The sequence below is a fragment of the uncultured Microbulbifer sp. genome (assembly GCF_913055755.1).
GTDB lineage: Bacteria > Pseudomonadota > Gammaproteobacteria > Pseudomonadales > Cellvibrionaceae > Microbulbifer.
Genome location: NZ_CAJXKH010000085.1, coordinates 1 through 16652 on the forward strand (window position 1 = coordinate 1; position 16652 = coordinate 16652).

Genomic DNA, 16652 nt, shown 5'->3' on the forward strand with positions numbered 1-16652 from the left:
CGGCCCCGGCATGACCAGCTTGGCTCCAACCATGGGACCGCTGTATACCAGGCCCCAGCCGTTCACATGGAACATGGGCACGATGGGCATCACCACATCGCGCCCGGACAGGCCGAAGGAATCCGGCAGCGCGGAGCCATAGCAATGCAGCACGGTCGACCGATGGGAATAAAGTACACCCTTGGGGTTGCCGGTGGTTCCGGAGGTGTAACACAGGGAGCTGGCTTCGTTTTCATCCAGCTGCGGCCAGTCAAAGTGGTCCGGCGCGTTTGCGATCAGGGTTTCGTAACAGATCAGATTGGGCAGGCAGGAATTTTCCGGCATGTGCGCTTCGTCGGTCAGTACCACAAAGCCCTTGACCGTCGGCAGACGTTCCCACAGTTTTTCCAGCAGCGGCACGAACATCACATCCACAAACAGGTACTGGTCCTCGGCGTGATTGATGATGTATTCCAGTTGCTCCGGGAACAGCCGCGGGTTGATGGTGTGGCACACCATGCCCGAGCAGGAAATGCCGTAGTAGAGTTCCAGGTGGCGGTAGTCATTCCACGCCAGGGTACCGACACACTGGCCGCGCTGCACACCCAGCTTTGCCAGTGCATTGGCCAGCTGGCGGGTGCGCCGGAAAGCATCCGCGTAGGTGTAGCGGTGATAGGGATTGTCGGCGGTTACCGAAACAATTTCGCTGCTGCCATACACTCTGTCTGCAAACTGCATGATGCTGGTGATAGTCAGCGGCAGATTCATCATTTGTCCGTGCACGATTTCACCTCTTCTCTATTCGTTCAGTGTTTTTGTTGAGACTTATGGTCAAGGTCTTTCAGCTGTCTGCGGGGCATGAACAACCTAAACGTCGCAGGTTGTAAGGCAGCAATCCAGCTCTTCAATAAATGTTTCCGCCGCGGGCCAGGGGCCAAAACCCGATGCCGGATTCAGGTGGCCGACATCCCCCAGGTTCACCAGATTGCTACACCAGTCATGGGCCAACTGACTCGCCGCCGTGAACGACGCCAGATAATCGTTGGTGCTGGCGGCGAGTATGCTCGGGAACGGCAGCGGCTCACGCGGAAGCGGATCCCAGCCGTGTTCCCGCAGCGATGCCGGGGTTGGATACTGCGGTGGCCACTGTGCGTTCAGGTCCGGTGGCGCGGCCAGTAACGCGCCTTTTATTTCCCGCTGATAGTGCGCGGCCCAGTGGGCCACCATCAGACAGCCTGCGCTGTGGGCCACCAGAATGATGTCCCCTTCGATTCGTTCAATTTCTCGCTGGATATTGTCCATGCGTGCCCGGCAGTCGAGCTTGTTTTCGGTCAGCGGCGGGACGCTGCGAACTTTTTCCAGTTTGGCTTGCAGCAAAGTCTGCCAGTGATCTTCCACATGATCTCGCAGCCCCGGCACAATCAGAATCGTTGCTTGCGTGTACATTTTCTTTCCTCAAAAAAAGGGGGCATGAACAACAAGGTTGATCATCCCCCCAAGGCTCCAAATTTCATTTTTTTCCCGGCAAACGAGAAATCAGAAATTCATTCTCGCGGTCAGACCAAAGGTACGCGGGGTACCGGTATAGGCCTGATAGGAAGCGCCACCATCCAGCTTGGAAGCGATGGGCGAAGCAGTTTTCTGGATGAAATACACTTCGTCATCCAGGTTCTTCACCCACGCGGACAGATCCCAGGTGTCGTTGCGCCAACCGGTGCGCAAATTGCCCACCCAGTAGGCGTCTTCCAGGTGGCGCGGATCCAGCTCCGAGCTGTAATTGGCTTCGCCGGTGTAGCGATAGTCAACTCGGGAATACCAGTCGCCGCCGGCAAGGGGCTGCTCCCACTCGAGCCCGAAGTTTGCGGTGAGTTTCGGTGCGAATGGCAGGATTTCACCGCTCAAGTCACACTGCCCGAGGGCGTTCTCTGCGGCGCGACCGTAGTAACACTGACCACCGGTGTACTCGTCGTATCGGGCTTCGATGTAGGCAAGGTTGGCGGTGCCGGTGAGGTTTTCTGACAACAGCCAGGTGGAATCGAGTTCAATACCGTCGACGACCACTTTCTCGGCGTTGTTGACCGCAAACGCCAGGCCGATAAAGGTCGCGTTCTGGAAATCGTCGTATTCGGTATGGAATACACTGCCGTTGATGCGCGCGCGGTTGCCCCACATCTCGGTCTTCCATCCCAGTTCGAAGTTGTCGATGCTTTCCTCGGCAAAGGGGCGCGCCTCTTCACTGAAGTTGCCCCACTGCAGGCTGTAACCGCCGGCCTTGAAACCGCGGCTGTAGGTGCCGTACAGCATGGTGTCATCATTGGCGAACCAGCTCACCGTGACATTCCCGGTCACTGCCGACCAGCTATCGCTGTCCGCAAAGTCGCTGGCGTCCGGCGTCAGCGAACAGGCCAGGTTGTTGAGTACACAACCCAGGGCGGTGGTGGTGTACTGCTCGACACTTCCGTCTTTTTCGTCCAGCGAATAGCGCAGACCGGTGTCGATTTTCAGGTCTTCGGTGAGGTGATACCCCAGGGTGCCAAACACACCGTAGCTTTCGGAATCCTGCTGCGCAAAGACATCACCGGTGTCTCCAGCGCTGCCAAACAGTGCGGGACGGAACTGCTCGGGCACGCCCAGCACCGTGCCAACCACATTACCCAGCATGCCGATATCGGATTGCAGCTCGAATTCCGGCGCATTGCGGTCGCCGCGGGTAAACGTATTGTTGTAGTAGAAAGCGCCCAGCAGCCAGCTCAGGTTGTCGCTGCTGTCGGACATCAGGCGAAATTCCTGGGAGTAGGAACGGCCGTCCTGCATATCGTTGAACACCAGCAAGTCCGCAGGCATCTGTTCGACGCCGTACATAATGTTGCTGGAGGTATAGTTTTCGTAACCGGTGATGGAATTGAAAACAAAGCCGTCGCCGCTGTACTCGAAATGGACTACACCATCGGTAACCTTCTGGTCGAAATCGTTGGTGCCCACCTGTTCGATAATGCGGTCGGAAGGATCGTTATTGGTAACCGGATTGCCGGCACCAAACTGTGCCATGGCGCCAGCCACCGACACCACGGTCGGGGTGTACCAGGTATCCCCCAGCATGGTATTCATGTGCCGCTCGGTATGCCCCAGAATCACACGGGAAGTGAGCCGGTCGGTGAGATCGGCACTCAGCTGCACGCGCAGGGCCTGGCCGTCCTGACTGTCGCCGCCCTCACCTATCAGGTTGTCAATCATCTGGTCGCGGCGGGTACTGGAGAAACTCACGCGGCCATTGACCGCATCGGTGATGCCGCCGTTGACATACCCCTTGAGCTGGTTAAGTCCCTCGGAACCCATACCGTATTCCGCCATTCCCTCAAACTCCGGTGACGGCGCCTGGGTATTCACGGTAATCACTCCGGCACTGGCATTTTTGCCGTACAGGGTGCTCTGGGGGCCTTTCAGTACTTCCACCGACTGCACATCAACCAGCTCGCCGAGGCCGACTCCGGAGCGGGAACGGAATGCGCCGTCAACAATCAGCGCGGTGTCGGGCTCGAAGGTGGGAATATTGCCTTCGTTGCCGATACGGCGGATGCGAAAAGTCGCATTCAGTGGCGACAGGTTGCTGGTCACGATCAGTGAGGGAATCTGTGCGGCCACGTCATCCACATCGCGGAATCCAGCCTTGAGCAGCTGGTCCCCGGTCAGGGCATCCACGGCCACGGGAACATCCTGCAGGCTCTCGCTGCGCTTTTGCGCGGTAACCGTGATCTCTTCAATTTTCAGGTCTGTGTCATCGCCGGTTTCAGCCATCCCCGTCACAGGGTTTAACGCAAGGCTAATGGCAAGTGCCAGAAGCGACGGCTGTACCAGTCCAGTGGAATTATCTTTATCAGGATTGGTGCGTATAGATTTCATTATTATCTCCTCGAAATACCACAGTGCCGCGCACTGCAGCGTGACTGGTCGACAGGTATTGGTTTGCCCGCCGCCAGTGTTTGGGGTGGCCCATAACGCGTGACCACTGCCTCACTCTAAAAGAGGCGGGCAAAGGGGACTTCACATTCCACGACATAGTTTTTTCATTTGGTGACATCCGAACCACTTTTTGCATATTTTTTCGACGATTATAAAAACACCGACTGTTACCCAGCTATGCGTCAAACTTTTTAAAACAGAAGATGGAGGCGTGTGCGCTGAGTCGGGGCACCAGGAAACAGGTGCCCGGCAAAATCAGCGCACGCGCGAGGAGGCTGCGACAGGCTAAGAAAAATTAGAGAAATTAAGTGAAATTAAGAAAAATGCAGTATCGCCAGCACCATGGCGGCAAGCACGACAGTCTCGATCACCATCAGCAGGATCGGCTTGAAACCCACTTTGGCCAGCTCCCGCAGCTGGGTTTTCATTCCCAGGGCACTGATCGCTATGACCAGGCACCAGCGGGATAGATCACTGCCCAGTTGCTGGATACTTCCCGGCACCCAGCCGGTGCTGTTGACCGCGGCGAGGACCACAAAGGCCACCACAAATACCGGCAACAGCGGCGGGCGCTCGCCACCGTCCTCGGAGCCCCTGGCACGTGCGATCATCACCGCACACACGATAACCGGCAGCAACATCGCAATTCGCATCAACTTTACTATGGTCGCGGTGTCGCCGGCTTCGGGGGAAATACTGTAGCCCGCCCCCACCACCTGGGCCACATCGTGAATGGTACCGCCGAGAAAGACCCCGGCATCCACATCACTCAGGCCAAACCACTGCACGATCATCGGATAGGCAATCATCGCCAGGGTAGACAGCGCGGAAACCCCCACCACCGTGAACAGGGTTGCGCGCTCTTTGGCCGGGTGCGCCGGCATCGCTGCGGAAAGCGCCATCGCCGCAGACGCGCCACAGATTGCGGTGGCGCCACCGGTCAGTAAACCGAACAGGGACTGGAAGCCGAACGCCCGCGCCAGGACCACGGAGATGGAAATGGTGGCGGTAACAATACCGATCACCATCAATACCGGCCCCCATCCCAACGAGGCCACCTGATCAAAGGTGATACGCATTCCCAGCAGGGCCACGCCAATCCGCAATACGGAGCGCGCGGTGAATTCGATACCGGCCTTGCAGGGGCCATCCACTGCCAGGAAATTCATCGCCATCCCCAGCAACAGTGCAAACAGCATCACCGGCGCGCCGTAGTGCTCGGACAGAAAACTCGCGGCGGCGGCAACCACCGCACTGGCAATAATACCAGGCATCAGGACGTGCGTTCGCGAACGCACCGAGAACCAGGTGGCAGCAATCATTGGATAACCTCTCGATGGGCCGGTTGCGCAAGCTTCACAGTCTCGCCGCGGTCACGCCGGCACGCTTTCGCGTTGCTGGCAGAGTGCGTCAAAAATCTGCTCTGGCGGCTGAGCACCGGTCAGCTGCACACGACCATTGACGGTGAAATTCGGTACCCCAGCGACAACTAGCGGGGCGTAGAACCGCGTCTCGGTGCTATCCAGACAGACGGAAATTACAGCTGCATCGAGTCCACAGGATGCGGCAATTGCCAGCAGGGTGTCGCCATCCCCCAGGTCTTCGCCGTTCTTGAAATAGGCGGCAAACATTCGCTCCAGCAGATTCTCCGCCTGCGCCGGTTCCAGCAACAGGCTGGCACGCTGGAACAACCGGTGCGCATTGGCGGTGTTCGGCATGCGCTGGATATTTTTCAGGTCGAGCACCACCCCGGCGCTTGCCGCCGCAGCCGTCACCTGCGCCTGACGCTGGCGCACCGCCTCATCGCTTCCCAACCGGTAGCGGTAAAACTCTGCAAACGGCACACCAGCGGCTGGCAGCTCTGGAAGTAGCTGTACGCCCTGCCACTGCACGCTGACCGGTGTACGCGGAAATTCCTGCGCGAACAGCGCCAGTGCGCGCGCCAAATTGCGCTTGCCGATCAGACACCAGGGGCAGATAAAATCAAAAGCGACTTCGATACGCAGTGTGTTCATGCGTTCACCGCCGTAGACTGCTCGGACAGATCGCGCACACACGCCACATCGCGCTGGTAATGCCGTTTGCCGAAATAGAACACCGCCGCGGAAGCCAGACTCATGATTGGCACCAGTGCAAGCGCCTGCGACAGCCCTACTCCATCCGCCAGAATACCGGTGACAAAAGGCCCGGGGGCCAGCCCCAGCAGGTTGTTGACCAGGGTGAGGGTTGCAAATGCGGTGCCGTGAATCGCCGCGTGTGTCAGGTTCGCCACCATGGCACCGGCGGGACCGGTGGTGCCGGCGACGAGGAACATCCCCAGCCCCAACAACAACAACTGCGCCGTGCCCGGTGCCAGACGGAAACCGATACCCAGCAGCACACAGCACAACAGGCAGTAAACAATAGCGAGGGAAATCTTGTGCTCCGGTCGCTGGCGGCACAGGCGATCACTCAACATGCCGCATACCACCATGCCGGCGCCGCTGATCAACACGAACACCGCCGCAGCCACGCCTGCTTTGTCGGTACCCATCTCGTAGTAGCGGTTCATGAAGCTGGGTATCCAGGCCATCATCGAAGCCGCCACAAAAAGCTGCAAGCCACTGCCGATATACGCGCACAACACCGATGGATTGTTTACCAGTCCTCGCAGGGACGGACGCTCGCGGCGGACCGCCTGCACTTGTGGCGCAACCTTTTTTTCACGGATCAACAGTGGATAAATCAGTGCCAGCAAAATGCCGAAGGTTGCCATTCCGGCAAATGCCCAGCGCCACCCCAGGTGTTCCGCCATCACACCCCCGAGCGCCATTCCCATGACCGAACCCAGCATGCCGCCAGCCATAAATGCCCCGGTCAGGGTAGCGCGCAGACTGGGGGGAAAAACCGAAAGCACCAGCGCGATACCCACGCTGCCATAGGCTGCTTCACCGATGCCCACCAGGAAACGGGCGGCAAACATCTCGCTGAAACTGTCGGACAGGGCACACATCAACGTAGCCAGACTCCACAGCAGCGCCATCAGGGTAAGACTTTTTACCCGACCCCAGCGGTCCGCCAGGATCGACAGGGGTACGGTGAGCAGGCCGACCATCAGGGCGACGATGCCGGAAAGGGAGCCGAGCTGCGCATCGGTCAGCAGCCACTCGTCCTTCAGTAATGGAAATACCGCGTTGAGCACCTGCCGCGACATATAGTCCGAAATCAGCAGACCGAAGGTGAGCGCAAATACCACCCAGGCGTAACGGCGGGATACCGCAACTACCGGGATATCACTGTGGGAGTAATGAGCCATGGGATTTCCTCGCAGAAAGCTGGCCAACAGGAAGCCCGCGGGCACGTCGCGTCTGGCGGCACCAGGCCGCCAGTGCGAAGCTCAGTAAACACGTATCAGGAATGCCTGATCAGTAGCCGCGCAGCGGTACATTTTTCTGCCCCAGTTTGCGGTTCGGCGCCATGCCATGGGCCGCCAGGGTTTCATTGGCGTCCTTGTACCAGGTGCCGATGCGGTAGATTTCCCGCGCCTCTTGCCCGCTGGCCACTTCCCGGCCCAGTTCGTGGGCGATGCGCACCAGCTGCTGAATCTGAGCCACCGAAGTCATGCGGTTGCCGTGCTGGTCGATCAGGGTATCTTCAATACCGCAGCGGGGGTGCAGGCCCAGCGCCATGGCAATGGTATTGACCGGCAACACATTTTTCATCAGCGATTCCAGGGTGAGGCAGGCTCCATCCGGGGCGCGGCGAATAAACTCCATAAAGTTGTACGGGTTGGGGCCGTCAAAGCCGCCGCCGATGCCGACCCAGGTCAGGTTCAGCGGACCGCGGTAAACGCCGCGGCGCACCATGCGTTCCAGGGTTTCCAGCGAGTGCATTCCGGTCAACTGGAAGTGCGGCTGGATCTCCGCTGCCTGCAGGCGCTTCAGGTGCTCCTCCACCCAGCCCGGGCCTGCCGGCACGGTCATCTCGCGGTAGGCTTCCCAGTAGACGGGATCACAGATACTGGTACCCGCCACTTCATCTTCCGCCATCAGTTCGGTGATATTCATCTGCACGGTATTGATGGCCACGGTGACCTGATCGGGCTTCGGCGTCAGTTCCGCCAGCATATGGCGGGTATCGTCGGACAGCCATTTGGCCTGCTGGCCTTCGTCTTCCGGGGCGAAGGAGATGGAACCGCCCACCTGGATGATCATGTCCGGAACCGCTTCGCGCACACCGGCGATCAGCTCATTGAATTTCGACAGACGCTTGGAACCCTTGCCGTCCAGCTCGCGCACATGCAGGTGCAGCACAGTTGCGCCGGCCTCGTAGCAATCGACCGCCTTCTGGATCTGTTCTTCCATGGTCACCGGAATATCTTCCGGAAAATCTTCCGGCATCCACTCGGGTCCGTAAGGCGCAACGGTAATAACCACCTTGTCCTGGTTTTGCGGATGCAGGGAATCATCTAGAAATTGCATGGTTTAATCCTCATCTGTCGTCGATTATTTTTGTTCGGAAAAATTGTTTAGTACGGCTTGTCGCCGATGATGCCGGCGCGTTCCATCTTGCGGTGGCACGCCGGGTAGTCCATCACCGCGTAGTGCTGGGTACTGCGGTTGTCCCAGATGGCCACGCTGTTCGGCTGCCAGCGCCAGCGCACCTGGTATTCCGGGATATACGCCTGGCTGATCAGGTAGCGCAGCAGGTCCGCGGCACCGGGGTTGGCGTCCTGCCCGAAGCGCACCCGCTCCGGGGTGTGGTAGTTGGTAAAGTGCGTGGTAAACGCATTTACAAACAGAATTTTTTCTCCGGTATCCGGATGCGTGCGCACCACCGGATGCTCCGCATCTGGATACTGCTCCTTGAGTGCCAGGCGCTTTTCTATCGGCATCGCGGCACCAAAGCTCGCCTCGATAGAGTGACGCGCACGCAGGCCGTCGATCTGCACCTTTACGTGCTCCGGCAACATTTCGTAGGCCATGGCCATATTCGCCCACATGGTGTCACCGCCAACCGGCGGGCATTCGATGCAACGCAATACGCAGCCGAAGGGCGGCGCCTCGCGCCAGGTGGCATCGGTGTGCCAGGCGTTTTCATAGCGGTCCATCGGCTGGTCCGGGCTTTTGTAAATCCGCACCAGACCGGGGTGTTCCGGGTCGGAACCGGCAACCGGGTGATCTTCCAGAGCACCGAAGCGCTCGGCAAAGGCCACATGCTCGGCGCGGGAGAAATCCTGATCGCGCAGGAAGAGCACCTTGTGCTCGACCAGCAGCTGTCGGATATCCGCAAACAGCGCATCGTCACGGATTGCATCGGCGAGGTTGATGCCAGACAATTCGGCGCCGATGCTGCAGGTAAGCTGTTCAATTTGCATGGTCTACGCCTCAGATAACGAAAATCGATGAGCCGGTAGTCTTGCGCGCTTCCAGATCGCGATGCGCCTGCACCGCATCCTGCAGCGCGTAGTGCTGGTTGATTTCGATCTTGATGCGGCCACTACCCACATGGTCGAACAGCTCTCCCGCCAGCGCCGCCTTTTCCTCCGGGTCCGCGATGTAGTCCGCCAGAGCCGGGCGCGTCATATACAGTGAGCCCTTCATCGCCAGCAGCTGGGGATCGAACGGTGGAATGGTGCCCGACGCCGTGCCGACACAGACCATCAGGCCGCGGCGCTTCAGCGAGTCCAGGGACGCCATAAAGGTATCCTTGCCGACACTGTCGAACACCACGTCGACACCGACACCGTCGGTCAGGTCGCGCACGCTGCTGACGACGTGCTCACAGCTGTAATTGATCACGTGATCGCAGCCGTGGGCGCGCGCCACTTCCGCCTTGGCTTCGGAGGACACGGTGCCGATCACATTCAACCCCAGCAGTTTTGCCCACTGCGACACGATCAGCCCGACGCCGCCGGCAGCCGCGTGCAGCAGAATCGTATCGCCCGGCTTGAAGTCGTGAATGCGGCGCATCAGGTAGGCGGACGTCAGGCCGCGCATGGTCATCGCCGCGGCAGTTTCAAACGCGATGGTTTCCGGCAGCTTGATCAGCGGCGCGGCCGGAATCAGGCGCTCGGTCGCGTAGGCACCGAGCGTATTGAGAAAACCGGTATAGGTAACCCGGTCACCCACCGCGACATTGGTCACGCCCGGCCCCACTTCCATCACCACACCGGCCGCCTCCACGCCGATGCCATTGGGCATGGGAATCGGGTAGGTGCCGTTGCGGAAATAGGTATCCGCATAGTTCAGGCCGACTGCCACATGGCGCAAGCGCACCTCGCCCGCCCCCGGCTCACCTACCTCCACATCCTCGAGACGCAGGACTTCCGGGCCTCCGGTTTCATAAAAACGCACTGCCTTGACCATTCCCATGCCTCCTGTAGCGATTGTTCCGGGGTGGTATCGGTTTCTCTTCAGTTATTACTGTAAATATTTCCCCCTGCGGTATCTTCACATCCAGCGACATATACTTTTCTTTTCATGACACACTAGAATAGGGAGTCCGTCGCCCGGGGAGGAACAATGACGAGTCAGGTACGCGCGGCCGCGCTGAACAATTATGTGGAGCTGGCGGAGCAACTCGGGCTGAACTACCAGCGCCTGATGCATCAGGTCGGCCTGAATCCGACCGTGCTGGCACAGCCGGATACCCGTATTTCCGCGGACGCCGCGGTCGAATTGCTGGAACTCTCCGCCGCGGAAAGCAACTGTCCGAATCTGGGCCTGCGCCTGGCGGAAACCCGTCAGTTGTCCGACTTCGGCGCGATCAGCCTGCTGTTGCCGCACGTCAAGACGCTGCGCGATGCCCTGCATACCACCATGAAATACCGCCACCTGATGAATGATGCGCTGGTGATGCACATCGAGGAGGCGGGCAAGGTGGTGATCATTCGCGAGGAAGTGGTAACCGACACTTCGCGACCCTCGCGACAGGCAACGGAATTTGCCATCGGCGTACTGTTCCGCCTGTGCAGCGCATTGCTGAATGGTCACTGGCATCCGGTCAGTGTCAATTTCTCCCACAGCGCGCCGGCGGACCTGCAACTGCACAAGCGTCTGTTCAATTGCAAGATCGAGTTTGGTGCAGACTTCAATGGTATCGTCTGCCCCGCTGCCGACCTCGACTTCCCCAACCCCAATGCCGACCCGGCGATGGCGAAATACGCGGAAACTTTTGTCGCCTCGCTGCCCGGCTCCAAGCACCGGCCTTTTTCCTACGAAGTCCGCCAGGCGATCTACCTGTTCTTGCCCATGGGCCACGCAAACATCGAACAGATTGCCGAGGCGCTCAGTGTCAACGTGCGAACCCTGCAGCGCAGGTTGGAAGAAAACGGCGAAACCTTTTCCGACCTGATCAACGATGTGCGCCGCAACCTGGTCGTCCACTACATGGCAAACCCCAACTATTCCCTGGGCAGGATTGCGGACATGCTCGGCTATTCAGTGGCGAGTTCTTTTACCCGCTGGTTCACCAGCCAGTTCGGCAAGGCGCCCGCGCGCTGGCGCGCCGAACACTGCAGCGGGGAAAACACCGCGCACAGGTAGCCGTGGCGGTGATTGCCGGTAAGCTTTGCGATAGGGAAGTTATTGGCGCGGCGGCGGAGACAGTTCCCGCTGCGTCGGGGTCTATTCTTGCAGTAACCGAAACGAGGTTACGGCCATGTTTAACCTGCTACTGCTATTTATTCCCGTCGCCATCGCCATCGAGCATTTCGCGCCGGACCAGCACCTGCTCATTTTTGCCACTTCCGCACTGGCGATACTGCCGCTGGCGGGCTGGCTGGGGCGCGCCACCGAGCACCTTGCAGAGCATGCCGGGGAAGGTGTCGGCGGGCTGCTGAACGCCACCTTCGGCAATGCCGCGGAACTGATCATCGCGCTGGTGGCACTGAAGGCGGGGCTGCACGATGTGGTGAAGGCCTCCATCGCCGGCTCCATCATCGGCAACATCCTGCTGGTACTCGGCGCCTCGATGCTCGCCGGCGGCCTGCGCCACAAGGAACAGAAATACAGCGCCGAGGGCGCGCGCTCGCAGTCGACCATGCTGACGCTGGCCACCATCGCCCTGGTCCTGCCCGCGGCCTATTCCTTTGCCATCGCGGAACAGGTGCCCCGCGGGCTGGGGTTTGTGAGCATTTCCATTTCCGTGGTGCTGCTGATCGTCTACGGGCTGTTTCTGCTGTTTTCCCTGGTGACACACCGGGCACTGTTTACCGGTTCGGTAGAATTCGCGGAGGGTTCGGATCACCCGGCGCCCTGGTCCGTGGCCAAGGCACTGGCGGTACTGGCGGTGTCCACGGTGTTTATCGCGTGGATGAGCGAAATCCTGGTGGGTGCGGTGGAACCCGCCGCCCACGAGCTGGGACTCAGCAATATTTTTGTCGGTGTGTTCATCGTCGCGGTACTCGGCAACGCGGCGGAACACGCATCCGCCATTACCGCGGCGATGAAAAACCGTATGGACCTGTCGCTCGCCATCGCCATCGGCTCCGGGGTACAGGTGGCGCTGTTTGTGGCGCCGCTGCTGGTACTGCTGAGCCTGGCGGTGGGACCGAACCCCATGGACCTGGCGTTCTCCGGCGGCCTGGTGCTGAGTATGTTGCTGGCGGTGTGGATCACCGGAGAAGTTGCCGGTGACGGACGCTCGGACTGGCTGAAAGGCGTGCAGCTACTCTGCGTCTACCTGATCCTGGGACTCACCTATTTTGTGATTCCGGATCAGATGGCGAGCTGATGCTGCTGGAGATACTGCTCGGCACCGCCACCACCTCGCTGTGCCTGATCCTGCAGAGCCTGGCGCTGGTCGCGGCGCTACGCTTCTACCTGCGCCGCGAGCACCACATCCGCTCGACCTTTTTACACGCCGAGCGGGTGATCATCGGCCTGGTGGCCATTTTGATTTTTGGCAGCCTCGCGCAGATGGCCATCTGGGCACTGCTCTTTTCGGTACTGGGCGAATTCGACCGCTTCGAAGTCGCGCTCTATCACTCCGCGGTGAACTTCGCCACCCTGGGCTACGGCGATGTGGTGATGTCCGACAAACACCGCCTGCTCGGCCCGTTGGAAGCCATAAACGGTGGATTGATGATTGGCGTATCAACTGCGGCCCTGACCAGGGCATTTACCGCCGTAATCCGCATTCAGGTGCGCCCCGAATACCAGAACAAACCCAACCAGCCCCGCTAATCCATGCACTCAGGCGCCGCCAGACACATGGCACAAAGACGCTGGATGCCGTACATTTCCTCACAGCGTTGCAATCTCCAGACAACCGGAACCGTCTGCTCACCATTCAAGGACCCAGAACATGAATGCCCGCTCCCTGCCCAGCCTGCAACAACAGCTGCAGCAACTGGTCGCCAGTCCCAGTGTCAGTGCCACCAATCCCAAACTGGATATGGGCAACCGCGGTGTCATCGACCTGCTGGCGGCGTGGCTGGATACCCTGGGCTTCAAAACCGACATCATGCCCATCGACGGCCAGCCCCACAAAGCCAACCTGATTGCCACCCTCGGCAGCGGCGACGGTGGCCTGGTGCTCGCGGGTCACACGGATACCGTGCCCTACGACGACGACCGCTGGCAGTCAGACCCGTTCAAACTCACCGAGCGCGACAACCGTTTATACGGCCTCGGCAGTACCGACATGAAAGGCTTTTTCCCGCTGGCGATCGAGGCGGCAAAAAGCTTCGTCGACAAGCCCCTGCAGCAACCGCTGATCATCCTCGCCACCGCCGACGAAGAAACCTCCATGTCCGGCGCGCGCGCGCTGGTCAAAGCCGGCCTGCCGAAAGCCCGCTACGCGGTAATCGGCGAACCCACCGGACTCAAACCGATCCGCATGCACAAGGGCATGATGATGGAAAGCCTGCGCATCACCGGCCAGGCCGGCCACTCGTCCAACCCCGCCTATGGCGCCAGTGCGCTGGAGGCCATGCACGGCGCCATCAGCGAAATCCTCAAGCTGCGCGGCGAGTGGCAGAACCGTTTTCAAAACCCGGGTTTTGAAGTGCAGGTCCCCACGCTCAACCTCGGCTGTATTCACGGCGGCGACAACCCCAACCGCATCTGCGGCCGGGCGGAACTGCAGTTCGACCTGCGCCCGTTACCAGGCATGCAGATGGACGCGCTGCGCGAGGAATTGCAACAGCGCCTGCAGGGCAGCATCAGCGACGAAAAAATCCGCCTGGAAATGCACTCGCTGATCGGCGGTGTGGAAGCCTTCGAAGAGCCGGCCACTTCCGAGCTGGTGAAGGTCGCGGAACAGTTCACCGGCCACAGTGCCGAGAGTGTGGCTTTCGCCACCGAAGCGCCCTTCCTGCAGAAACTGGGCATGCAGACCATCGTGCTGGGACCGGGTGATATCGACCAGGCACACCAGCCGGACGAATATCTGGGGCTTGAGCGTATCGAGCCGATGGTGGAAATTCTGCGCGGCCTGATCGGAAAATTTTGCCTCTGACGAAGCGCAGGACGCTCCGCGAAGGTGCCGATACCGGGTGCTGCCTTGCGAGACCTTCGAAAAAAGGGACTTTTTCGAAGAGCCCCCAGGGATGGGTTCACGGCGTGTCTCGCAAGGCAGCACCCGGTAGCGGCACCGCCACCAGGCTTGCTAAAGGGCCGCCCCGGTAAAGCGAAAGAAAACGATTAACCGCAGAAAATGCGATATATTGTCGCAACAACCAACTCATCTGCTGAAGCGACTAGATTGTGAGCACCGATAACACCACCCTCAACTGGTTCCGTCACGCCGCGCCGTATATCAACGATCTGCGCGGGCGAACCCTGGTGGTGGCGATTCCCGGCGAGGGCATCGAGCACGAGAACTTTCGCAACCTGGTGCACGACCTGGCCCTGCTGATCAGCCTTGGCGTGCGCCTGGTGCTGGTGCACGGCGCACGCGCACAGGTCAACCGCATGCTCGAACAGGTGGGCATCAACAGCCAGTTTTGCGGCAACACCCGGGTCACCGACCGCGACACCCTGGAAATCATCAAGGGCGCCGTGGGCAAGCTGCGCTTTGAAATCGAGGCGTCCTTTTCCCAAGGATTGCCAGATTCCCCCATGGCGCGCTCCGCCCTCAAAATCATATCCGGTAACCTCGTCGCCGCGCGCCCCGAGGGCATTATCGACGGCGTCGACATGGGCTGGACCGGGCGGGTGCGGCGCATAGACGTGGGCGCCATTGACCGCGCGCTGGAACAGGGCTCACTGGTACTGCTGTCGCCGCTGGGCACCTCCCTGACCGGCGAACTGTTCAACCTGAACTACCTGGACCTCGCCACCGAGGCCGCCAAAGCACTGCAGGCGGAGAAACTGGTGCTGTTCCGCGACGTACCGCAGCTGGAGGTTGCGGGGGAACCGGTATATGACCTCAATATCAACCAGGCCGAAGAGGTAGCGGAGAAGCTCGACAGCGAAACCCTCAACTGCGCGATCAACGCCTGCAACAGCGGCACCCAGCGGGTGCACCTGTTGAGTTATGCGGACAACGGCGTGCTGCTGCAGGAGCTGTTCAGCCGTGAAGGCGCCGGTACCATGATTTACCGGGACAGTTACGAAGTGATCCGGCGCGCGCGCATCACCGATGTGGGCGGCATCCTCGGCCTGATCCGGCCGCTGGAAAAGCAGGGCATCCTGGTGCGGCGCTCGCGGGAAAAGCTGGAGGCGGAGATCGACCATTTTACCCTGGTGGAAGTGGACGGCACCCCGGTGGCCTGCGCGGCGCTGTACCCGATACTCGACGACCAGGGCGATACCGTCGCCGCGGAAGTCGCCTGCGTGGCGATTCATCCGGAGTTTCGCGGCGGTGGCCGCGGCGCCAAGTTGCTGCAGCATCTGGAACGCCAGGCGCGGGCGCTGGATCTCGGCGAGATCTACGTGCTCACCACCCAGACCGAGCACTGGTTTATTGAACGCGGCTTTACCCAGGTGGCGGTCAGCGACCTGCCCGCCAGCCGGCAGTCGTTGTACAACATCCAGCGCAATTCCCGCGTTTTACGCAAGCCGCTGAAAGCACAATAACTTCAGTGTTTACAGCGCATTTTGCGGACCAGTATCTCGAATCTACGCTTGAGAACACTAAGTCGCGCAAAATTTATTGCATTTTGCTAACCTGTCGCGCTTTCCACTGCGAATTGCAGCCAGAACCATCAGATATCACCAGACACCAAGAATCACTATGCCTCAGTACCGTTCCCGCACCTCCACCGCCGGCCGCAACATGGCCGGCGCCCGCGCCCTGTGGCGCGCCACCGGCATGAAGGATGACGATTTCCACAAGCCGATCATCGCCGTCGCCAACTCCTTCACCCAGTTTGTGCCCGGGCATGTGCACCTGAAAGACATGGGCCAGCTGGTGGCGCGGGAAATCGAAAGAGCCGGCGGCGTGGCCAAGGAATTCAACACCATCGCGGTGGACGACGGTATCGCCATGGGCCACGACGGCATGCTCTACAGCCTGCCCAGCCGCGAGATCATCGCCGACTCGGTGGAGTACATGGTGAACGCCCACTGCGCCGATGCACTGGTGTGCATATCCAACTGCGACAAGATCACCCCGGGAATGCTGATGGCGGCACTGCGGCTGAATATTCCGGTGATCTTTGTATCCGGCGGTCCCATGGAAGCGGGCAAGACCAAGCTCGCGGATCACAAGCTGGACCTGGTGGACGCCATGGTGATCGCCGCCACCGACGACGCCTCCGACGAACAGGTGGCAGAGTACGAGCG

General features: G+C 60.0%; 15 protein-coding genes. 6 read left to right on the forward strand and 9 right to left on the reverse strand.

What is annotated here, in order from left to right; all coding sequences use genetic code 11:
• The 9 genes from QZ511_RS13290 to QZ511_RS13330 form a co-directional block, all read right to left on the reverse strand.
• On the reverse strand, positions 1-762 hold a 762-nt coding region (locus QZ511_RS13290; RefSeq protein WP_295803032.1), incomplete at its 3' end, for an AMP-binding protein.
• A gap of 84 nt (positions 763-846) precedes the next feature.
• Positions 847-1425, reverse strand: coding sequence for an alpha/beta hydrolase (locus QZ511_RS13295; protein WP_295803033.1), 579 nt, complete (start codon positions 1423-1425; stop codon positions 847-849).
• 90 nt (positions 1426-1515) lie between these two features.
• Positions 1516-3774 carry a TonB-dependent receptor gene (locus QZ511_RS13300; RefSeq protein ID WP_295803034.1) on the reverse strand — a complete coding sequence of 753 codons (2259 nt, stop codon included), beginning with the start codon at positions 3772-3774 and terminating at the stop codon, positions 1516-1518.
• Positions 3775-4253: 479 nt separating this feature from the next.
• Positions 4254-5213 carry a putative sulfate exporter family transporter gene (locus QZ511_RS13305; RefSeq protein ID WP_295803035.1) on the reverse strand — a complete coding sequence of 320 codons (960 nt, stop codon included), beginning with the start codon at positions 5211-5213 and terminating at the stop codon, positions 4254-4256.
• A gap of 99 nt (positions 5214-5312) precedes the next feature.
• On the reverse strand, positions 5313-5954 hold the full coding sequence (locus QZ511_RS13310) for a DsbA family oxidoreductase (RefSeq protein WP_295803036.1): 642 nt from the start codon (positions 5952-5954) through the stop codon (positions 5313-5315).
• Positions 5951-7234: an MFS transporter gene (locus QZ511_RS13315; protein WP_295803037.1), complete on the reverse strand. Its 1284-nt coding sequence runs from the start codon at positions 7232-7234 to the stop codon at positions 5951-5953. The genes QZ511_RS13310 and QZ511_RS13315 overlap by 4 nt, the downstream gene beginning before the upstream one ends.
• 109 nt (positions 7235-7343) lie before the next feature.
• The gene (locus QZ511_RS13320; protein WP_295803038.1) at positions 7344-8399 is read right to left on the reverse strand and encodes a 3-keto-5-aminohexanoate cleavage protein; all 1056 of its coding nucleotides are present in this window, start codon (positions 8397-8399) and stop codon (positions 7344-7346) included.
• A 47-nt stretch (positions 8400-8446) separates the two neighbouring features.
• Positions 8447-9295 (reverse strand): TauD/TfdA family dioxygenase, encoded by an 849-nt coding sequence (locus QZ511_RS13325; RefSeq protein ID WP_295803039.1) that lies wholly within the window; start codon positions 9293-9295, stop codon positions 8447-8449.
• A 10-nt stretch (positions 9296-9305) separates the two neighbouring features.
• Entirely contained in the window at positions 9306-10286 is a 981-nt protein-coding gene (locus QZ511_RS13330) for a quinone oxidoreductase (RefSeq protein WP_295803040.1), read from the reverse strand.
• Between the two features lie 156 nt (positions 10287-10442).
• On the opposite strand from QZ511_RS13330, the gene QZ511_RS13335 reads away from it, so the two are divergent.
• From QZ511_RS13335 to QZ511_RS13360, 6 genes are all read left to right on the forward strand, one after another.
• A complete protein-coding gene (locus QZ511_RS13335) occupies positions 10443-11465 on the forward strand; it encodes an AraC family transcriptional regulator (RefSeq protein WP_295803041.1) in 1023 nt (340 codons plus the stop codon).
• A 115-nt stretch (positions 11466-11580) separates the two neighbouring features.
• Positions 11581-12654 (forward strand): calcium/proton exchanger, encoded by a 1074-nt coding sequence (gene cax, locus QZ511_RS13340; protein ID WP_295803042.1) that lies wholly within the window; start codon positions 11581-11583, stop codon positions 12652-12654.
• Positions 12654-13106 (forward strand): ion channel, encoded by a 453-nt coding sequence (locus tag QZ511_RS13345; protein WP_295803043.1) that lies wholly within the window; start codon positions 12654-12656, stop codon positions 13104-13106. Before cax ends, QZ511_RS13345 begins: the two co-directional genes overlap by 1 nt.
• Before the next feature lie 121 nt (positions 13107-13227).
• Entirely contained in the window at positions 13228-14382 is a 1155-nt protein-coding gene (gene argE, locus QZ511_RS13350; protein WP_295803044.1) for an acetylornithine deacetylase, read from the forward strand.
• 248 nt (positions 14383-14630) lie between these two features.
• Positions 14631-15944 carry an amino-acid N-acetyltransferase gene (gene argA / locus QZ511_RS13355; RefSeq protein WP_295803045.1) on the forward strand — a complete coding sequence of 438 codons (1314 nt, stop codon included), beginning with the start codon at positions 14631-14633 and terminating at the stop codon, positions 15942-15944.
• A gap of 157 nt (positions 15945-16101) precedes the next feature.
• A partial coding sequence (locus QZ511_RS13360; protein WP_295803046.1) for a dihydroxy-acid dehydratase occupies positions 16102-16652 on the forward strand: 551 nt, incomplete at its 3' end.